Source organism: Microvirga sp. GN3 (assembly GCF_055792825.1).
The window spans coordinates 34,866-55,025 of sequence record NZ_JBVVAK010000006.1 but is presented as its reverse complement, the minus strand read 5'-3'; the positions used below and the strand labels follow the sequence as shown (position 1 = coordinate 55,025).

Annotated in this window: 17 protein-coding genes and 1 pseudogene; 8 read left to right on the top strand and 10 right to left on the bottom strand. The window is 64.0% G+C overall.

The features are described 5' to 3' along the window. Positions 1-12: 12 nt before the first annotated feature. The gene (gene rnr, locus ACS5Q1_RS05030) at positions 13-2,334 is read right to left on the bottom strand and encodes a ribonuclease R (RefSeq protein ID WP_473097162.1); all 2,322 of its coding nucleotides are present in this window, start codon (positions 2,332-2,334) and stop codon (positions 13-15) included. Positions 2,335-2,727: 393 nt separating this feature from the next. Further along, positions 2,728-4,788 carry a DNA topoisomerase IV subunit B gene (gene parE, locus ACS5Q1_RS05025; protein ID WP_473097161.1) on the bottom strand — a complete coding sequence of 687 codons (2,061 nt, stop codon included), beginning with the start codon at positions 4,786-4,788 and terminating at the stop codon, positions 2,728-2,730. A 244-nt stretch (positions 4,789-5,032) separates the two neighbouring features. On the opposite strand from parE, the gene ACS5Q1_RS05020 reads away from it, so the two are divergent. After that, a complete protein-coding gene (locus tag ACS5Q1_RS05020) occupies positions 5,033-5,221 on the top strand; it encodes a hypothetical protein (protein ID WP_203443977.1) in 189 nt (62 codons plus the stop codon). Here the strand turns inward: ACS5Q1_RS05020 and ACS5Q1_RS05015 are convergent, their stop codons facing one another. The 3 genes from ACS5Q1_RS05015 to ACS5Q1_RS05005 form a co-directional block, all read right to left on the bottom strand. Then, positions 5,222-5,716, bottom strand: a complete 495-nt coding sequence (locus ACS5Q1_RS05015) for an MgtC/SapB family protein (RefSeq protein WP_203443978.1) — start codon at positions 5,714-5,716, stop codon at positions 5,222-5,224. Positions 5,717-5,721: 5 nt separating this feature from the next. Beyond that, positions 5,722-8,415, bottom strand: coding sequence for a type I DNA topoisomerase (gene topA / locus ACS5Q1_RS05010; RefSeq protein WP_473097160.1), 2,694 nt, complete (start codon positions 8,413-8,415; stop codon positions 5,722-5,724). Between the two features lie 137 nt (positions 8,416-8,552). After that, complete coding sequence (locus tag ACS5Q1_RS05005; protein WP_473097159.1) at positions 8,553-10,193, bottom strand: isovaleryl-CoA dehydrogenase; 1,641 nt, start codon at positions 10,191-10,193, stop codon at positions 8,553-8,555. 105 nt (positions 10,194-10,298) lie between these two features. On the opposite strand from ACS5Q1_RS05005, the gene ACS5Q1_RS05000 reads away from it, so the two are divergent. From ACS5Q1_RS05000 to dprA, 5 genes and pseudogenes are all read left to right on the top strand, one after another. Further along, the gene (locus tag ACS5Q1_RS05000; protein ID WP_473097158.1) at positions 10,299-11,246 is read left to right on the top strand and encodes an aspartate carbamoyltransferase catalytic subunit; all 948 of its coding nucleotides are present in this window, start codon (positions 10,299-10,301) and stop codon (positions 11,244-11,246) included. Positions 11,247-11,301: 55 nt separating this feature from the next. Continuing rightward, positions 11,302-11,745: an endonuclease domain-containing protein gene (locus tag ACS5Q1_RS04995; RefSeq protein WP_203443982.1), complete on the top strand. Its 444-nt coding sequence runs from the start codon at positions 11,302-11,304 to the stop codon at positions 11,743-11,745. After that, positions 11,742-13,037 (top strand): dihydroorotase, encoded by a 1,296-nt coding sequence (locus tag ACS5Q1_RS04990; protein WP_473097157.1) that lies wholly within the window; start codon positions 11,742-11,744, stop codon positions 13,035-13,037. Before ACS5Q1_RS04995 ends, ACS5Q1_RS04990 begins: the two co-directional genes overlap by 4 nt. A gap of 10 nt (positions 13,038-13,047) precedes the next feature. Beyond that, positions 13,048-13,659, top strand: a complete 612-nt coding sequence (gene plsY / locus ACS5Q1_RS04985) for a glycerol-3-phosphate 1-O-acyltransferase PlsY (protein ID WP_473097156.1) — start codon at positions 13,048-13,050, stop codon at positions 13,657-13,659. 3 nt (positions 13,660-13,662) lie between these two features. Continuing rightward, positions 13,663-14,851 (top strand): annotated as a pseudogene (dprA, locus tag ACS5Q1_RS04980) (DNA-processing protein DprA). A gap of 3 nt (positions 14,852-14,854) precedes the next feature. Here the strand turns inward: dprA and ACS5Q1_RS04975 are convergent. Together ACS5Q1_RS04975 and ACS5Q1_RS04970 are read right to left on the bottom strand one after the other, a co-directional pair. Then, positions 14,855-15,046, bottom strand: a complete 192-nt coding sequence (locus ACS5Q1_RS04975) for a hypothetical protein (RefSeq protein ID WP_473097155.1) — start codon at positions 15,044-15,046, stop codon at positions 14,855-14,857. A gap of 149 nt (positions 15,047-15,195) precedes the next feature. Continuing rightward, positions 15,196-16,146 (bottom strand): AEC family transporter, encoded by a 951-nt coding sequence (locus ACS5Q1_RS04970; protein WP_473097154.1) that lies wholly within the window; start codon positions 16,144-16,146, stop codon positions 15,196-15,198. A gap of 133 nt (positions 16,147-16,279) precedes the next feature. Between ACS5Q1_RS04970 and arfB the strand changes: the two genes are divergently transcribed. Continuing rightward, positions 16,280-16,702, top strand: a complete 423-nt coding sequence (arfB, locus tag ACS5Q1_RS04965; protein WP_203439285.1) for an alternative ribosome rescue aminoacyl-tRNA hydrolase ArfB — start codon at positions 16,280-16,282, stop codon at positions 16,700-16,702. Positions 16,703-16,800: 98 nt separating this feature from the next. Here arfB and ACS5Q1_RS04960 read toward each other — a convergent pair whose 3' ends face one another. From ACS5Q1_RS04960 to epmA, 3 genes are all read right to left on the bottom strand, one after another. Then, positions 16,801-17,169 carry a hypothetical protein gene (locus tag ACS5Q1_RS04960; RefSeq protein ID WP_203439286.1) on the bottom strand — a complete coding sequence of 123 codons (369 nt, stop codon included), beginning with the start codon at positions 17,167-17,169 and terminating at the stop codon, positions 16,801-16,803. An 81-nt stretch (positions 17,170-17,250) separates the two neighbouring features. Further along, a complete protein-coding gene (locus tag ACS5Q1_RS04955) occupies positions 17,251-18,300 on the bottom strand; it encodes a lysine-2,3-aminomutase-like protein (protein WP_473097153.1) in 1,050 nt (349 codons plus the stop codon). After that, positions 18,297-19,349, bottom strand: coding sequence for an EF-P lysine aminoacylase EpmA (gene epmA / locus ACS5Q1_RS04950; RefSeq protein WP_473097152.1), 1,053 nt, complete (start codon positions 19,347-19,349; stop codon positions 18,297-18,299). Before epmA ends, ACS5Q1_RS04955 begins: the two co-directional genes overlap by 4 nt. A gap of 154 nt (positions 19,350-19,503) precedes the next feature. Here epmA and efp point away from each other — a divergent pair, with 154 nt between their 5' ends. After that, the gene (gene efp / locus ACS5Q1_RS04945) at positions 19,504-20,070 is read left to right on the top strand and encodes an elongation factor P (protein ID WP_473097151.1); all 567 of its coding nucleotides are present in this window, start codon (positions 19,504-19,506) and stop codon (positions 20,068-20,070) included. The last annotated feature ends 90 nt before the right edge of the window (positions 20,071-20,160 follow it).

Genomic DNA, 20,160 nt, shown 5'->3' with positions numbered 1-20,160 from the left:
ATCCTTAAAGCATCAGGCGCGCCCGCGCCGCTTGACCTTCACCCGGGTTGGAGAACGGCCCCTGGGAGGAGCCGCCTTGCCCGCTTTGAAACCATGTGGCGGATGTCGCCCGCCTTTCCTGGCACCGCCGGTTCTGCCGGTGAAACGCCCCTTGGTGAGAATCTCAAAGCGAAGGGCTCCAGCGATGGGCGCCGCTTCGACCAGCTTGACCTCCACCTTGTCGCCGAGACGATAGGTTTCACCCGTATCGTCGCCGCGCATGGAATGGGTTCGCTCGTCGTAACGGTAGTAATCGTCGCCGATGGTGGCCGCCGGAACGAAACCGTCGGCACCCGTCTCGTTCAGCTTAATGAAGAGCCCCGCCTTCGACACCCCCGATATCTGTCCATCGAATGTGGCCCCGATCCGGTCGGCAAGGAAGTGCGCAATCAGGCGGTCGATTGTCTCACGCTCCGCCGCCATGGCCCGGCGTTCCGCGGCCGAGATCTTGGCGCTGATCTCGATCAGCTCCGCGCGGGTGGTGTCCGGCGACAGGCCGTCCTTGCCGAGCTTGAGGGCTGTGATCAGGGCGCGGTGGACGATGAGATCGGCATAGCGGCGGATGGGTGACGTGAAATGCGCATAGTGCCGGAGATTGAGGCCGAAATGGCCGTAATTCTCGGCCGCGTATTCGGCCTGGGACTGCGAGCGCAGCACCACCTCATTGATGAAGAGCTGGTGCTCCGTGTCCTCGACGCTGCGCAGGATGCGATTGAACAATTCCGGCTTCAGCGCCCCTTGAGTCGGGAGTTTGAGGCCGATTGAGGCCAGCACCTCGCTCAGCGCCCCCATCTTTTCGAGCGAGGGCTCGTCGTGGACGCGGTAGATCAGGTCGGATTCGGCCTTCTCCAGGCTTTCGGCCGCCGCCACATTGGCGAGGATCATGAACTCTTCGATGAGCTTGTGCGCCTCGAGCCGCTCGGGCACGAAGACGCGGTCCACGGTGCCATCCGGGTTCAGGACGATCTTGCGCTCGGGCAGATCGAGAAACAGCGGCTCACGGATGTCGCGGGCCTTTTTCACCAATTCGTAGCCGGCCCAGAGAGGCCTCAGGATCGTGTCGAGGATCAGCCTTGTCACGTCGTCGGGCCTGCCGTCGATAGCGGCCTGCGCCTGGCCATAGGAGAGCTTCTGCGCCGAGCGCATCATGACCCGATGGAAGCTGTGGCGGATCTTCCGCCCGTCGGGGCCGATCACCATTCGAACGGCGAGGGCAGGGCGATCCTCCCGCGCCCTCAAGGAGCACAGATCGTTGGAAATCCGCTCGGGTAGCATCGGCACAACCCGATCCGGAAAATAGACCGAGTTGCCCCGCTCCTGCGCCTCTCGGTTCATGGCCGAGCCGGGCCGCACATAGGCCGCCACATCGGCAATCGCCACGGTGAGGATATAGCCGCCCGCATTGTTCGGATCGTCGTCCGGTGCGGCATGGACCGCATCGTCATGGTCCTTAGCGTCGGGCGGATCGATGGTCACAAGCGGTAGCTGCCGCCAATCCTCACGACCGTCCAGGGAGGCGGGCTTCGCCTTCTCGGCCTCGTCCAGAACCGCCTTCGGAAACTCGTTGGGAATGTTGTGGGCATAAATCGCGATCAGGCTCACGGCCTTCTCGGATTTGATTGATCCCAGACGTTCCTTCACCTTGGCGGTGGGCAGGCCGAAGCGGCCGTGTTTGACCACCGAAACCGATATGAGGTCGCCGTCCTTCGCTTCGCCTTCGTCGCCTGGCTTGATCAGCAGTTCCTGCTCGCGGGCCTTCTTGTCGACAGGCACAAGCCGACCGCCGCCTTCGGGCATGGCCCGAAAGATGCCGAGCACCTGCGCCTGCTTCTTGGCGATGATCTTGGTCACGCGGCCGGAATAGCGATGGATGTCGCCGGGTTTCATCGGATCGACCCGCAGCAGCGCCCGGTCGCCGACGCCCGCCACGGGCATGCCGGGGCGCGGCTTGCGCGGCGAGACGATAATGATCGTAGGGATGGAGCCGTGCTCCTCGTCCCATTCGGTCGGAACCGCGATCAACTCCCCATCCCGGTCCCGCTTGGTGATATCCGCCAGAACGACCGGCGGCAGCTGGCCGGCCTTGTGCACCGTCTTGCCCCGGCGATCTACGACACCCTCGATCTCAAGATCCTTTAAGATCTGCTTCAGCCAGATCCGGTCGCTGCCCTTGATTCCGAAGCGCTGCGCGATCTCCCGCTTGCCGACCTTGCCCTGGGCATGGGTGATGAAGGATATGACTTCTTCCCGGCTGGGAAGGGCAGCAGATTGGTCAGCTTTCGGAGGTTTGGCCAAGGGAGAAGCTCATTGTGTTCACAGGGTCTTGTCGCATGCGAGCGTGGCCGCGGCTAGTCCGGGCAGGCTGGCATCGTGAAGACGCCCGGACAGGGCAAGAGATCCATGCGAGAGGGAAGCCATTTGGCCAAAAAATAAGGCCCCGATGTCGGAGCCTTTGAGGGACCGGCCCGTGGGGGCAGAATGAGCCGGTGAGTTCATAAAACGCGTCGGTTCGAGGATGGTTCCAACGGTTCCGAAAATATTTTGAAAAAGTTTTGGCGGCTTTGAACCCCCTGCACTCGCAGGGCGCAATGGACTCCCTTCCCCTCCACCGCGCTCCGGCCGGGAATGACACCGGGGATCTCATCGCAGCAAGGGCAGCAGCGCGGGAACAGCCCCGCGCTTGTCTGATCAGATATCCAGAGCTGCCTCGTCGGCGAAGGCTGCGCGCTCCTGGATGAAGGCGAAGCGGGCTTCGGGTTTGTTGCCCATCAGGCGCTCCACGGCATCGCTTGCCTCAGGCTTATCGTCGGCCGCTACGACGACCTTGAGAAGCAAACGCTTCTTCGGGTCCATGGTGGTTTCCTTCAGCTGGCCGGGCAGCATCTCGCCGAGGCCTTTGAAGCGGCCGATTTCGACCTTGCCGCTCCCCTTGAACACCGTCTTCATCAGCCTTTCCCGGTCGGCATCGTCGCGGGCATAGGCCGATTTCGAGCCTTGGGTCAGCCGGTAGAGAGGCGGGACCGCGAGGTAGAGATGTCCGCCGTCGATGAGGCGCGGCATCTGCCGGTAGAAGAAGGTGATGAGCAGCGAGGCGATATGGGCACCGTCCACGTCCGCATCGGTCATGATCACGACCTTCTCGTAGCGCAGGTCGGAATCCTTGTAAGTAGAGCCCGTGCCGCAGCCGAGCGCCTGGACGAGATCGGAGAGCTGCTGGTTCTGGTGCAGCTTCTCCTTGCCGGCCGAAGCCACGTTCAGGATCTTGCCACGCAGCGGAAGGACCGCCTGGGTAGCCCGGTCGCGCGCCTGCTTGGCGGAGCCGCCGGCCGAGTCGCCCTCGACGATGAACAGCTCCGAGCCCTTGGCGCCGGCATTGGAGCAATCCGCCAACTTGCCGGGCAGGCGCAGCTTGCGGGTCGCGGTCTTGCGGGCGACCTCCTTCTCTTGGCGGCGGCGCAGGCGCTCTTCGGCGCGGTCGATCACCCAGTCGAGGAGCTTGTTGGCCTGCTGCGGCGCTGCTGCGAGCCAGTGGTCGAAGGTGTCGCGGATCGCGTTCTCGACGATGCGGCCGGCCTCGACGGTCGCCAGCTTGTCCTTGGTCTGGCCCTGGAATTCGGGCTCGCGGATGAAGACCGAGAGCATGGAGGCGCAGGTCGCCATCACGTCGTCGGTGGTCACCGCCGCCATGCGCTTCTGCTGATTGACGCGCTCGGCATGCTCGCGAAGCGCCCGCAGCAGCGCGATGCGCAGGCCGTTCTCGTGCGTGCCGCCCTCAGGGGTGGGCACCGTGTTGCAGTACGAGGTCGAGAACCCGTCCTCGTTCGTCATCCAGGCGACCGCCCATTCCAGCGAGCCGTGGCTGCCGGGCTTGGTGATCTTGCCGGAGAAGATCTGGTCCGTGACCAGATCCTTGCCCTCGATATCGTGCAGCAGGTAATCCTTCAGGCCGTTCGGGAACTTGAAGGTCGCCTCGGCCGGAACGTTCTCGACGCCCTCGATCAGGGACGGCGCGCATTTCCAGCGGATCTCGACGCCGCCGAAGAGATAGGCCTTGGAACGGGCCATCTTGAACAGGCGGCGGGGCTGGAAATGGGCGTCTTTGCCGAAGATCTGCCAGTCGGGCTTGAAGCGCACCTTGGTGCCGCGCCGGTTGAGCACGCGGCCCACGGTCTCGAGCTTGCCCTGCGGCAGACCGCGAGCGAAGACCTGCCGGTAAAGGGTCTGGCCGCGGGCGACCTCGACCTCGAGGATCTCGGACAGGGCGTTCACCACCGAGACGCCGACGCCGTGCAGGCCGCCGGAGGTCTCGTAGACCTTCGAATCGAACTTACCGCCCGCATGCAGCGTGGTCATGATGACTTCGAGCGCCGACTTCTTCGGGAATTTCGGGTGCGGATCGACCGGGATGCCGCGGCCGTTATCGGTCACGGAAAGCCAGCCGCCTTCCTCCAGCTCCACCTCGATGAAGGAGGCATGCCCCGCGACCGCCTCGTCCATGGAGTTGTCGATCACCTCGGCGAAGAGATGGTGAAGGGCCTTCTCATCCGTGCCGCCGATATACATGCCCGGGCGGCGACGGACGGGCTCGAGCCCCTCCAGCACCTCGATGGCGGAGGCGTCGTAGCCGGCCTCGCCCGGCGTGCCCTGCTGGGGCGCCTGACGGGACACCTTCACGGCGGCATTGCGGGCCGAGGCGGGCGCGGCGCGCTTGGCGGCAGCGCCTCCGAAGAGATCGTCGTTGTCTGTCATTGGGACCTTGGTCCGAGATGATGATTCGCGTTTCTTTACACTATTTCTCATTCCGTTTTTATACGAGAACAAAACGGAAACGAAAAGAGCAGTTTGTCGTCACAATGGACAAAATTGAAATGAGGCTAGGACGTAAAGGTTACCAATATGTCCCTCTAAAGGATGTCTTTTGGCTGTCATACGGAACTGTTTAAAATCCATTCACGTTGAGTGGTTAAGCATGAGCTTAACAGGAGATTCGGGCGTGACGACGCGGACGACTTTGGCACCGGCACAGAAGCTTCATTTGGACCGCGCCGCTCGCAATGCCGGCGAGGCCTTTGCTTTCGACGAGCCGGATGCGACGCCCGCCAGCCAACGTTCCTACGGGTCAAGCATCCTGTGGCTGGCGATTGCCGCCGTCGCCGTGATCGGCCTCGGTCTAACCTTCTGATCACTCATCGCTGGGTTTCCCCTCGGACGTGAAGAGCCGGGTGAGCATGTCCTCGAGGGGCTTTCCAAGAGTCAGAAGTAGTAGCGTGACGATCGTGCCCGCGATGGTGATGAACCAGGCTCCCAGGCCCGCCGCTACGCCCAGACCCGCCGCGATCCAGACCGTCGCCGCGGTGGTCAGTCCGTGTACTTCCATCTTGTCCCGGGCCCGCAGCACCGCTCCCGCGCCGAGGAATCCAAGACCGGTCATGATACCCTGAATGACGCGGCTCACCGCGTCCTGTCCGAAATGGACCCCCTCATAAACTGAGCCCGCCAAGATGACGATGGCAGAGCCGAGGGACACGAGACCAAGCGTCCGCATCCCGATTGGCTTGTCGTGGATGTCCCGGTTGATGCCCACCGTCATTCCGGCGATTGTCGCCGCGCCGAGGCGCAGCGACATCTCGATCTGGACGGCGTAATCCACTGAGAGCGAGGACAGCCACTCCGTCATCGCACTCAGCCCACCTTGGCAGCCTTCTTGGCCGGAGCCTTCTTGGCAGTCGTCTTTTTTGCAGCCGGTTTCTTAGGAGCGGTCTTCTTGGCTGCCGTCTTCTTCGCGGCAGGTGCCTTGGCAGCGGCTTTCCTGGCCGGAGCCTTGCGGCCGCGGGCAGACTTCTTCGAGGGGCTTGCCGCGCGACGGGCTTTCAGCAACTCGACAGCCTCATCCAGCGTCACCGCTTCCGCAGCCATGGTGCGCGGCAGGGTGGCGTTGGTTTCGCCGTCGGTCACATAGGGCCCGAAGCGTCCTGCCTTCACCACGATCGGCTTGCCGGATTCCGGATCCTCCCCCAGGGGGCGGCCCGGATCGGCGGCCCGTCGGGCACCGCCTCCGCCGCTTTCCTTGGTGACGATCAGGTCGATGGCGCGGTTGGCGCCGATCTCCAGCACATCGTCGCCGGGGCCGAGATTGGCGTAGGTCTTGCCGTGCTGAACATAAGGTCCGTAGCGGCCGATGCTCACCAGAATCGGGTCGCCCGATTCCGGATGGGTCGCGACCTGACGTGGCAGCGCCAGGAGCTTCAGAGCCTTCTCCAGATCGACTTGCGCTGGCGTCATGCCTTTGGGCAGGGATGAGCGCTTTGGCTTCTCGCCTTCGCCGAGCTGGATGAAGGGGCCGAAGCGGCCATCGCGCAGGGTGACTTCGAGACCACTCTCCGGATCCGTGCCCAGCACCTTCACGCCAGGCTGGCCGCCGTTCTCGGACGAGCCGTCACCCTCGCCCTCGACGCCGTTGGCGGCGAGTTGGCGGGTGTATTTGCATTCGGGATAGTTCGAGCAGCCGATGAAGGCACCGAATTTGCCGAGTTTCAGCGAAAGCTGACCCGTACCGCAGGTCGGGCAGGTGCGCGGGTTGGAGCCGTCGCCCTTGTCCGGGAAGATGTGCGGTCCGAGCAACTCGTTGAGCGCTTCGAGCACCTCAGCCGTACGCAGCTCCTTCGTCTCCCCAATGGCGGTGGAGAAGTCGCGCCAGAAGTCGCGCAGCACCTGCTTCCAGTCGATCTCGGAATTGGAGATCCGGTCGAGCTGTTCCTCCAGGTCTGCGGTGAAGTCGTACTCCACATAGCGGCGGAAGAAGCTCTCCAGGAAGGCCGTCACGATACGGCCCTTGTCCTCCGGCACCAGCCGCTTCTTCTCGATCTTCACGTATTCGCGGTCACGCAGGGTCTGCAGCACGGCGGCATAGGTCGAGGGCCGGCCGATACCGAGTTCTTCCATGCGCTTGACGAGCGAGGCTTCGGAATAGCGCGGCGGCGGTTCGGTGAAGTGCTGGGTCGCAGCGATGCGGCGACGCTCCAGCGGATCGCCCGCCCTCATCGGGGGCAGGCGGCCCTCGTCCTCGTCCGCCTCGTCGTCCTTGCTCTCGTTGTAGAGCGTGAGGAACCCGTCGAACTTAATCACCTGGCCGGTGGCGCGCAGGTCGAGCTTGCGCGGGCCGACCTGGGCGGCGATGTCAGCGGTGGTGCGCTCGAGCTCGGCCGATTCCATCTGGCTCGCGATGGTGCGGGTCCAGATCAGGTCGTAAAGCTTGGCCTGCTCGGGCTCCAGGTATTTCGCCACATGTTTCGGCAGGCGGCTCATATCGGTCGGACGGATGGCCTCGTGGGCCTCCTGGGCATTCTTGGCCTTGGTCGAATACTTGCGCGGCGCGCCCGGCACGTAACGGTCGCCGTATTCCTTGCCGATCACCCGGCGAGCGGCCTGCACGGCTTCCGGCGCCATGTCGACGCCGTCGGTTCGCATATAGGTGATGAGGCCGACTGTCTCGCCGCCGATATCGACGCCTTCATAGAGACGCTGCGCGATGCGCATGGTCTGCGCCGGGGCGAGGCCGAGCTTGCGCGAGGCCTCCTGCTGCAGGGTCGAGGTGGTGAAAGGCGGGTAGGGGTGACGCTTGGCGGGCTTGGCCTCGATATTCGCCACCGAGAAGGTCGCGAGCTCCAGGTCCTTCTTGAAGGCCTCGGCGTCCTTACCGTTGCCGATGTCGAGGCGCTGGATCTTCTTGCCGTCGGCACCGACGAGGCGCGCATCGAACACGCCGCCATCTTTGGTGGCGAGCGTCGCGATGATGGACCAGTACTCGCGCGGCTTGAAGGTCTCGATTTCGAGCTCGCGGTCGCAGACGAGGCGAAGGGCCACCGACTGGACGCGGCCGGCCGAACGGGCGCCGGGCAGCTTGCGCCACAGCACTGGGGACAGGGTGAAGCCGACAAGATAGTCGAGGGCGCGGCGGGCGAGATAGGCGTCGACCAGCGCCTGATCGATCTGGCGCGGCTGCCGGAGGGCAGCCTGGACCGAATCCTTGGTGATGGCGTTGAAGGTCACGCGCTCGACCGGAAGATCCTTGAGTGCGCGCTTCTCGCGCAAAGCTTCCAGAACGTGCCAGGAGATCGCTTCACCTTCTCGATCCGGGTCGGTGGCGAGAATGAGCTTTTCGGCACCCTTGATCGCCTTGGCAATATCGGAGACCCGCTTCGAGCCCCGGTCCTCGAGCGTCCAGATCATGCGAAAATCGGCATCCGGGTCGACCGAACCATCCTTGGCGGGCAGATCGCGGATATGCCCGAAGGAGGCCAGGACTTCGTAATCCTTGCCGAGATATTTGTTGATCGTCTTGGCCTTGGCAGGCGACTCGACGACGAGGACTTTCATGAACGACTTCCTAAAAGCGGGAGCAGGCGGACGCCCCGTTGCCAGGGCAAACGCAGCGGCCAGCCCCTGACCGCCGCAGGGCGGGATAAGTGGTTGATGATCGCAAACAAGTCAAATCGGACTTGTACGTATGTTGCCTATATGGCCACGAAGGCCCGTTCCAGCAAGGGATTCACCGCCTCCCCAAGGTCGTTGGCGCCGATCATCCGGGAGGGGGTGGCGAGGCGGGTGAGGGCGTAGGCCTCGGCAATCTTGGGCGGAGCAGAGCGGGCGAGGGCCGCCGTGGCGGCCAGGACGAAAAGCCTCTCCGCGATGAAGCGGGCGCGCCCCTCGGCCTCGGGCGAGTGAAGCGCCAGCACGATGTCTCGTGCCGCGTCCGAGGCGCCGGGCAGGTCCCGGACATCCTCCATCAGGCGCTCCAGCATGGAAGCCGCGACCTCCGGCTCTCGGGTCTCCGCGCGCAGGATATCGAGGGCGATCACGTTGCCAGAGCCCTCCCAGATGGCGTTGACCGGAGCCTCCCGGTAGAGCCGGGGCAGGGCACTCTCCTCCACATAGCCGTTGCCGCCGAGACACTCCATGGCCTCGTAGAGAAGGCGTGGCGCGGCCTTGCAGATGCCGAACTTGGCGGCCGGCGTCACGAGCCGGGCATAGGCGGCCTCATGGCTGTCGGTGGGTGCTAGATCGAAGCTGTGCGCTGCCCGCAGGGCCAGCGCCGTCATGGCTTCACTCTCCAGAGCGAGATCCGCAAGCACCATCCGCATGGCCGGCTGATCGATGAGCTTCTTCTGGAAGACGCTGCGGTGCCGGGCATGGTGCATGGCAAGTGCCAGCCCCATCCGCACGAGGCCGGCCGAGGCGACGGCGCAGTCGAGGCGGGTCAGCTGCACCATCTCGATGATAGTGCGCACCCCACGCCCTTCCTCGCCGATTCTCCAGGCAAAGGCGTCCTCGAACTCGACCTCGGAGGAGGCGTTCGAGCGGTTGCCGAGCTTGTCCTTCAGCCGCTGCAGGCGAAGGGCGTTGAGCGAGCCGTCGGGCCGGAAGCGTGGGAGGAGAAAACAGCTCAGCCCACCCGGCGCCTGCGCTAACACCAGGAAGGCATCGCACATGGGCGCGGACATGAACCATTTGTGCCCCGTAAGGGCATACTCGTCTCCCGCCTTCGACACGGCCTGGGTGGTGTTGGCGCGGACATCCGTGCCGCCCTGCTTCTCCGTCATGCCCATGCCGAGGGTGACGGCTGTTTTCTCCCAGAAGGGAATGAAGCGGGAATCGTAATTCCGCGAGCGGATCTTCGGCAGCCATTCGGTAAGCCGGTTGGGTGAGGAGGCGAGCGCCGCCGCCGAGGCATGGGTCATGGTGATGGGGCAGATATGTCCGCTCTCCACGCCCGCCGCCGTGTAGATCCGGGCGGCGCGCGCCACATGGGCGTGGTCGCTCCCCGGCTCGTCCCAGGTCGAGGCATGGAGCCCATCCTCCATGCTCGCCCGCATGAGCACATGATAGGCCGGATGAAACTCGACCGCGTCGATGCGATAGCCCCGCGCATCGTGCGTGCGCAGCTTCGGAGGGTTCTCATTGGCGAGTCGGCCGATATCGAGCCGCTCCGCCGAGCCCCAGGCCGCGCCGAAAGCCATGAGCCCCTCCGCCTCCGCATCGACACCGTTCGCCTTCAGCGCATCGAGCAGGGGCTGGTCGGCGGCGATCAGGTTCACATCGCCGAAGGGCGGCGTCTGGTTGAGAACGTCATGGGTCTCGAACGAATGCATGGTCATCGATCCCGCAACACAATTCCTTGTTTATTCTAGGTTTGAACGGCGCCGTGCGTAGAGAGCCCGCTTGCCGCGATTTCCCAGACCGCCTATAGCCATCGCTTTAAGATGAGTGACGCCCCCCGATCCGTTTTTCCCCACCGGCATCTCCTCGGCATCGAGGGGCTGTCTCCCTTGGACATTCAAGCACTTCTCGATCTGGCCGATCAGCAGGTCGAGGTGAGCCGGCAGATTGAGAAGAGCAAGTCGAGCCTCCGCGGCCGGACCCAGATCAATCTCTTCTTCGAAGCCTCCACCCGCACGCAATCCTCCTTCGAGATCGCCGGCAAGCGCCTCGGTGCCGACGTGATGAACATGCAGATCGGCTCGTCCTCGGTGAAGAAGGGCGAGACGCTGATCGACACAGCCGTGACGCTCAACGCCATGCGGCCCGACATCATCGTCGTACGCCATCACGCGGCGGGCGCGGTGCATCTCTTGGCGCAGAAGGTCGATTGCTCGGTGGTCAATGCGGGCGACGGCGCGCATGAGCATCCGACTCAAGCGCTGCTCGATGCGCTCACCATCCGCCGCAACAAGGGCCGCATCGAAGGCCTTACCGTCGCGATCTGCGGCGACGTCCTGCATTCGCGCGTGGCGCGTTCCAACATGATCCTGCTCGCTGCCATGGGCGCGCGGGTGCGTCTTGTTGCGCCCTCGACCCTGTTGCCGCCCGGCATCTCGCGTCTTGGCTTCGAGACCTTCACCAACATGAAGGAAGGCTTGAAGGATGCTGACATCGTCATGATGCTGCGCCTGCAGCGCGAGCGCATGAACGGCTCCTTCGTGCCGTCCGTGAAGGAGTATTTCCGCTTCTACGGCCTCGATCAGGAAAAGCTCGCCTTCGCCAAGCCCGATGCGCTCGTGATGCATCCGGGACCGATGAACCGGGGCGTCGAGATTTCCTCCGACGTGGCGGACGGTGCGCAGTCGCTCATCCGCGAACAGGTCGAAATGGGCGTCGCCGTGCGTATGGCGGTGCTGGAGGCTCTGGCGAGCCATCTGCCGAACAGGTGAAAAATCCCTCTCCCCTCTGCGGGAGAGGGTGGCCCGAAGGGCCGGGAGAGGGGCCATGGACAGGACACGAAAGAACCAAGTCACCCCAAAACTCCGCTCCTTCGCCAAGGAGCAACGGTCGATTCCGACCAGGGCCGAAGACCTGTTCTGGCAGCAGGTCCGCGGGGGCCGATTCCACGGCTACAAGTTCAAGCGGCAGGTGCCGATTGCGCCTTATATCGTCGATTTTCTCTGCGCAGGGGCGAGGGTGATTGTGGAACTGGATGGCGTTCCCCACGAACAGCCGGAGCAGCGGGCGCACGACGAAAGGCGCGATGCCTTCCTGCGGAGCCAGGGCTTTCGCGTTCTTCGCTTTTCCAACGACCTGATGCTCGGTAACGGCAATCTCGTTCTTGACTCCGTGCGCCAAGCGATTGAAGCCGAACTCGGCCCCTCTCCCGACCTGCTTCGCAGGCCACCCTCTCCCGCAGAGGGGAGAGGGAAACAAGGTGCTTTATGACGTCCGATCATGCCATCCTCTTCAAGAACGCCCGCCTCATTGATCCCGCCAGCGATCGCGAGGAGCGCGGCGGTGTGCTGGTGCGCGACGGCGTGATCCAGGCTGTCGGGCCGCAAGTCCGGGAAGCTTCCAACGCACAGGTGATCGATTGCGGAGGTCAGGTCCTAGCGCCTGGCCTCATCGACATGCGCGCCTTCATTGGCGAGCCGGGCGGTCCTTATCGCGAAACGCTCAAGAGCGCCGGCGAAGCGGCAGCGGCAGGCGGTGTCACGACCATCGTGTCCATGCCCGACACGAGCCCGGTTCTCGACGATCCGGCCGTCATCGATTTCATCGTCCGCCGGGCCCGCGATACCTCCATCGTCAACATCTGCCCGGCCGCGGCCCTGACCAAGGGGCTGGAAGGGCAGGAGATGGCCGAGATCGGTCGTCTCAAGGAAGCCGGCGCCATCGCCTTCACCGACGGTGCACGCTCTGTCACCAATGCACAGGTTATGCGCCGTGCGCTCACCTACGCCCGCGATTTCGATGCGCTGATCGTCCATCACCTGGAGGATCCGGATCTCGTTGGTCAGGGCGTGATGAACGAGGGCGAGTATGCCTCGCGGCTCGGGCTGCCGGGCATCCCGCGCGAGGCCGAAACGGTGATGCTGGAGCGCGACATCCGCCTCGTGCGGCTCACGGGCGGGCGCTACCACGCGGCGATGATCTCCTGCACCGATTCGGCGGAGATCATGCGGAGCGCGAAGGAGCGAGGTCTGCCCGTCACCTGCGGCGTCTCCATCAATCATCTCGCGCTCAACGAGAACGACATCGGCGATTACCGCACCTTCCTGAAGCTCTCGCCGCCGCTGCGCCACGAGGACGACCGGCAGGCGATGATCGAGGCGCTCGCCGACGGCACCATCGACGTGATCGTCTCCGACCACAATCCACAGGATGTGGAGAACAAGCGGCTGCCCTTCGCGGAAGCGGCCAATGGGGCGGTCGGGCTTGAGACGCTGCTTTCGGCTGCTCTGCGCCTCGTTCATGCGGGCCGCATCTCGCTCCCGAAACTCCTGCGGGCTCTGTCCACGAAACCCGCGGAAATCCTTGGGCTTCCCAGCGGACGCCTCGCCGTCGGCGCACCGGCCGATCTCATCGTCTTCGATCCCGATTCGCCTTACGTGCTCGACAAGCGCGAGCTCAAATCCCTGTCCAAGAACTCGCCCTTCGACGAAGCTCGCCTGGAGGGGCAGGTCACGGTCACGATGGTGGCGGGCAGGGTGGTGTTTCAACGCGATACGATGTAACGAGAAGTGAATGTCTGACGAAGCCAACCTCCTGCACCTCCTGCACCTCCTGGGCGCTCTGCTCTTCGGTTACCTGCTGGGCTCGATCCCCTTCGGCCTGATCTTCACCCGCATGGCGGGCCTAGGGGACGTGCGGAAGATCGGCTCCGGCAATATCGGCGCCACCAACGTGCTGCGCACGGGACGCAAGGGGCTCGCAGCGGCGACCCTGCTCGCCGATGCTCTTAAGGGCACGGTCCCGGTGCTGATCGCCGCCCAATGGGGACCGCAATTTGCGACCCTCGCGGCCCTCGGCGCGTTCCTGGGCCACCTCTTCCCAGTTTGGCTCAAGTTCAAGGGCGGCAAGGGCGTCGCCACCTTCATCGGCGTGCTGATCGGCCTCAAGCCTCTGGCCGCTCTGATCTTCTGCCTCATCTGGCTCGGTGTGGCTTTCGCCTCCAAGTATTCTTCGCTCTCCGCTCTGATCGCCAGCGCCGCAACGCCGGTCGTCCTGTGGCTCCTCGGCGAACCCGGCATGGCCGCGATGACGATCATCCTCGTAGCGCTTCTGTGGTGGAAGCACAGCCAGAACATCAGCCGCCTTCTCGCCGGGACCGAAGGCAAGATCGGACAGAAGGGATAATTCATGATCCTGACGGATGAGCAGCGTCTCGATTGGCTTCGCCTCATCCGCTCGGAGAATGTCGGTCCCCGGACCTTCCGGGCCCTGATCAACCAATATGGCAGTGCCGCCGCCGCGCTGGAGGCGCTGCCGGATCTCGCTCGTCGCGGCGGGCGCCTGATGCTGAAAGTCTGCAGTCGGGCGGAAGCCGAAAAAGAAATGGCGGCGGCCGCGCGCCTCGGCGTCCGTTTCATTGCCATGGGCGAGCCGGATTACCCGAAGACCCTCCAGGCCATCGATACCGCGCCGCCCCCTGATCGCCGTTCGCGGCTCCGCTGCCATTTTGGCGAAACCCTCCATCGCAATCGTCGGATCTCGTAATGCCTCCGCATCCGGCCTGACCTTCGCCGAACGTCTGGCGCGCCAGCTCGGCGAGGCGGATTACGTGGTGGTGTCGGGGCTCGCGCGCGGCATCGATACGAAGGCGCACAAGGCAACGCTCGAGACCGGCACCGTCGCCGTGCTGGCTGGTGGCCATGATCGGGTCTATCCGGCCCAGAACGAGCCACTGCTGCTTGCCATCGCCGAGCAGGGTGGGGCGGTGGTCTCCGAAATGCCGATGGGATGGGAGCCGCGCGGCCGCGACTTCCCGCGCCGGAACAGGATTGTTTCAGGTCTCTCCTATGGCGTCGTAGTGGTGGAAGCTGCGCGCCGCTCGGGCTCACTCATCACCGCGCGCTTTGCCCTGGAACAAGGGCGGGAGGTGTTTGCCGTTCCGGGCTCGCCGCTCGATCCGCGGGCCGAGGGTACGAACGATCTCATTCGCGACGGAGCCACGCTCTGCGCCGGTGTGGAGCATGTGACGAGTGCGCTGGAGCCGCTGATCGCTTCAGGCCCTCGTCTCGACCGGGGCGCCGAGGAGCCGCAGCACGCGCTGGGCTCGGAAGAACTCTGGGACGAGCTTGATCTGCCGGATATCGTCCGCGCGCCCGTGCGGCCGGTTATGCCGGATGCGGGCCTCGACGATGAAAGGGGTGAGGGCGAGGTCGATCTGATCGCGTTTCTCGGCCCCTCGCCGGTTGCCGTCGACGATCTGGTGCGGCAGACCGGGCTTTCGATCCGCAACGTTCAGATGGCGCTGCTCGAACTTGAGATCGCCGGACGTCTCGAGCGCCATGGCGGGAATGTAGTGTCGCTGATCGTCGGGGGTTAACCTTTACCGGTCCTTATTGGCCATTTGCAGAGTCCTGATGGCCTCCAGCCGGGCCATGTCGAGAAGATAGGCCAAAAGATCGAGCTTTACCTCACGGGCGAGGTAGGACAGTTCCGCCGAAAATTCAGAGATGTATTGGGCCGTTTCCTTCGCCGACATTCCGGCCTCGTGCGGGGCAGCCTTTCGTTCCGTCATCTGCTGCTCTTGAGATGATGGGGCTTTTAGGAAATGGCGCGGGGCTTTGGACATCGAGGCTGCCGCTGTCTCTTTGTTTCAATTCGCCTAGATAGCAACACAACCAATGATAACGCAAGTTGATTTATGCTTTACTTATAGTTGCAAAATCATCTCAATAGGGAGATCAATAGTGGCATCGAGACCAGAGCAAGTAATGTCTGCAGGGTCAGGATCTCGGCCATGAGACCCGCATTGCCGCCCATCTGGCGGGCGAGCACGTAAGCGGCACTGGCCGAAGGCACGGAGGCTGCGATGATCGTCACTGTCATGCCGTCGCCGCTGACACCGATGAAGCGGGCATAGGTCACGGCGATGACCGGCATCAGAATGAGCTTGAAGCTTGCGGCCAGGACATGTGGCAGGCCGGGGCTGGCGAGCCGACGGATATCGAGTCCCGCGCCGACGATCAGTAGGCCTGCCGCGAGCGCCGCCCGGCCCATCACCTCGATGTATCCAGCGAGCGGCTTGGGCAGCGGAGGGGCCAAGAGATTGAGCGTGAGACCCACGGCGCAGGACCAGATGAACGGATTGGTCAGGAACGAGCGCAGGATGTCCCAGGGGCTGCGCCGGGGCTGGCCAGCGAAGCGGATGAAGACATAGAAGGCGAGCAGGTTGAGGAGCGGCACCATGGCCGCGATGGCGACCGCAATCAGGGCGATCCCGCGCTGTCCGAACAAGCCTCCCGCGACCGCTAACCCGACGAAGGTGTTCCAGCGCGTCGCTCCTTGAAAGATTGACGTGAAGCTCGGGCCGTCGATGCCGAAGCGGCGCTCCAGCACGGGCCTCAGCGCCAGCACGACGACCGCCATTGTGAGAATCGCGCCGATCAACGCGCCGCCGACGCCGAGGACCGGCACGGAGGAAAGGTCGGCGCGCGACAAGGTGTCGATGATGAGCGCCGGGAAAAAGATCACGTAGGTGATGCGTTCAAGCCCCGCCCATTGCTGCTCGCTCACGAAATTCGTCGCCCGGCACAGCCAGCCGGTGGCTATGATCAGGAAGGTTGGGATCAGGCTGGCGAGGATGGCGGACATGGAGAATCGGGGCGGGCGGACCATGAGATCCAGAAAAAGCGGGGTGCATGAGGCGCTTAAGGCGTATTGCAGCCATCGACAAGCGCCGGATAAGCTTGCATTGGAATTCGGTCCTTATGCACCACTTGTCTTTCTCCGCGTCCGGTCCGAGGCCTTGATGATCCAGGTGACGAATTCCATCGCGCTCGACGAGTCCGAGCTTCAGGAAAGCTTCATCCGCGCCTCCGGTCCGGGCGGCCAGAACGTCAACAAGGTCGAGACGGCCGTGCAGCTGCGCTTCGACGTGCGCAATTCGCCGTCGTTGCCGGATTACGTGAAGGAAAAGCTCGAAAGGCTCGCCGGCAAGCGCATGACCAACGAAGGCGTTCTGATCATCACGGCCCAGCGCTTCCGCACCCAGGAACGCAATCGCGAGGACGCGGTGGCGCGCCTCGTCGAACTGATCCGGCAGGCGACCGAGCGTCCGAAAACGCGCCGGCCCACGCGACCGACGCTCGCCTCGAAGAAGCGCAGGCTCGAGGCCAAGGGCCGCCGGTCCGAGATCAAGAAGGGACGCAGCGGCAAGCCGGGGTTCGACTAAAGCATTTTTTGGCGAAGTGGACCCGGTTCGCCGTCAAAAAAATACGTCAAACCAAAAAGAGAGATGATTCCACGCAAGTGGAAACAGCTCTAAGCGCCTCATCCCTTAAGGACGATGCCGCCGAAGCCGAAAAGATCGGCGAAGACGGCAAACACCACACCGAGGCCAACGAGGACCAGGCCAGTGAGGAAGAAGTGGATCGAGCGATTGTACCGTTTGAGCTGGAGAGAGGAGACCAGCAGAAGATCCGCCAATGCCTTCAACTGCAGGACAACACCCAGGGTGATCACGGCCACGGAGACGAGATCCGAGTTCATCCATTCTCCCGGGAGTGCCGACCAGCGGCTCAGGAATCCGAGGGAGAAGCCGACGACGACGCCGATGGCGATGATGGAGCCGTTGCGGAAGGTGGAGTCGACGTGTTGCAACTCGCCGCGTTCGACAGGTTCAGCAGCATCCTTCGCCATTGTCAGGCTCCAACTAGAGCATCGGAAAGCGATCCTATCGCAATTCGAGGCCAACCAAGTGGCGAAACTGGCGCAGGCTCCTCACTCCGAGGGAGGATAGGCGTGCTCGCCGCCCCTGAAGTCGGAGACCGTGTAGCAGCCGCCCGCCTCGCGAAGGGCGTCAGGACCGATGACGGCTTTCCCGTGCCCACCGGGAATGTCGAGGATATAGGTCGGTTGACAGAGTCCTGAGATCCGCCCGCGCAGGCCGGCGACCAAGGCACGGCCTTCCTCGATGGAGAGGCGGAAATGGCTCGTGCCAGGCGCAAGGTCCGGATGGTGGAGGTAGTAGGGCTTCACCCTTGTCTCCACGAAGGCGCGCATGAGGCCCGCGAGCGTATCGGGATCGTCGTTGACCCCTTTAAGCAGCACGGATTGGCTGATCATGACGATGCCTGAATCGACGAGCCGCGCGCAGGCGGCTCGCGCATCCGGCGTCAGCTCACGCGGGTGGTTGGCATGGAGTGCCACATAGGCCGTCTTGCCGCTCGCCTTGAGCGCCGCGATCAAGGCCTCGTCAATCCGTTCCGGCTCGACCACGGGCACACGGGTGTGAAAGCGGACGATCTTGACGTGATCGATGGCGGCTAACCGCTGCAGGATCTCGGTGAGCCGGCGGGCTGAGAGCACCAGCGGGTCGCCGCCGGTGAGAATGACCTCCCAGATTTCCGGGTGATCGGCGATATAGGCAAAGGCCTTGTCCATGGCTTCGGGAGAAAGCGTGCCGAGCCCCTGCGGCCCCACCATCTCGCGGCGGAAGCAGAAGCGACAATAGACCGGGCAGACATGCACGGCCTTGAGCAGGACCCGGTCGGGATAGCGGTGGACGATGCCGTCGACCGGACTGTGCGCAAGATCGCCGATGGGATCGGCGCGCTCCTCAGGTTTTGTCGTCAGCTCGGCCGCATCTGGCACGAACTGGCGCGCGATGGGGTCGTTCGGATCGTTCCGGTCGATGAGGGCTGCCATGGCAGGGCTGATCGCGATGGCGTAGCGCTCGGCCACCGCCTCGATCCCGGTAAGTTCTTCGGGTGCCACGAGACCGGCCTCGGCCAGTTCCACAGGCGTACGGATGGGGCGGATCGCGTTCACCGGCTCGTCTCCGGAACGGGCGCCCAGATCACCTGATCGATTCGCGAGGCGCCGGTGGCGAGCATCACGAGCCGGTCGAAGCCGAGCGCGATGCCGCTCGCCTCGGGCATTTGCGCCAGAGCTGCCAAAAAGTCCTCGTCCACCGGATAGCTGTCTCCATAAACTCGCATCTTCTCCGCCATCTCGGCCTCGAAGCGGCGGTGCTGCTCGGCCGCATCGGTCAACTCGCCGAAGGCATTGGCGAGTTCCACGCCGCAGGCATAAAGCTCGAACCGTTCCGCCACGCGCGGATCGCGGGCAGTCGGGCGGGCGAGGGCCGCTTCCGCGACCGGGTACTCGTCCAGGATCGTGGCGCGCCCGAGGCCGAGATTGGGTTCTACCCGCTCCACGATGACGCGGCTGAACAGGTCCGCCCAGGTATCGTCCTCGGCCACCCGCAGGCCCGCTGCCTTCAGACTGGCGGCAAGATGATCCCGGTCCGTCGCGCCGTTTCGGTCGATGGAGGCGAGAAGGTCGATACCGGCGAAACGTGCGAAGGCCTCGGCCACGCTCAGGCGCTCGGGCTCCCGGAAAGGATCTGTCTCACGGCCGCGGAAGGCGAGGGTGCGGGTGCCTGCCGTCTCGGCTGCGAGGCCAAGGATCTCGCCGCAATCCCGCATGAGCACTTCGTAGCCTTCGCCAGCCCGGTACCATTCGAGCATGGTGAATTCCGGGTGGTGCAGCGGCCCGCGCTCCCGGTTGCGGTAGACATGGGCGAAGCAGGCGATCCGGGTTTCGCCGGCGGCCAACAGCTTCTTACAGGCGAATTCGGGCGAGGTGTGGAGATAGAGAGGCACCCGCGATCCGTCATGTCCGATGGCTTCCGTCGCGAAGGCATGGAGATGCGCCTCGTTGCCCGGCGAGGTCTGGAGCGTGGCCGTATCCACCTCCACGAAGTCCCGGCCTGCAAAGAAGCTTCGCAGGGCAGCCTGGATGCGGTTGCGGCCCATCAGAAAGGGGCGGCGATCCGCATGGACATGGGGTGTCCACCAGGGAGAGGGTGCGGGCACAGGTTGTTCCATTCCAAGGGTCGCTCGTTAAGGTCGGACTGGCGATTTGCGCGAAGATAGGCTACTTGCGGCTCCGAAACCGTTTTCGGCGCCACTGGGGGCGGACGCCCCGACCCTCACGACGCGCCCCTATCTGTCACAAGGAAAGCGTCCCGTGAAGGTCATCGCCTCTACGCTCCGCAAAGGCAATGTCGTCGATATCGACGGCAGGCTCTATGTGGTTCTCACCGCCCAGAACATCCACCCCGGCAAGGGCACCCCGGTTACCCAGCTTGACATGCGCCGCATCTCCGACGGCGTGAAGGTCTCCGAGCGCTACCGCACCACCGAGCAGGTCGAGCGCGCCTTCGTGGAAGACCGCGAGCACACCTTCCTCTACGAGGACGGCGAGGGTTTCCACTTCATGAACCCGGAAACCTACGATCAGGTCGTGGTTCCGGAGGACATCATCGGCGACCAGAAAGCCTATCTCCAGGAAAGCATGGCCGTGATGCTCTCGACCCATAACGGCGTTCCGATCGCCATCGAGCTGCCGGCCCGTGTGACGCTCGAGATCACCGAGACCGAGCCGGTCGTGAAGGGCCAGACGGCCTCCTCGTCCTACAAGCCCGCCATGCTGTCGAACGGCGTGCGCACCCTGGTGCCGCCCCACATCCAGGCCGGCACCCGTGTCGTGATCATGACGGAAGACGGCTCTTACGTGGAACGGGCGAAGGACTAAGGGTTCTTCTCTCGCTTGTTATAACGGCAGGCGGAGCCAATCAGATCTTGAAGGGCAGGAGGTTTCGGTGGAGGCTCACCGGACGTCCTG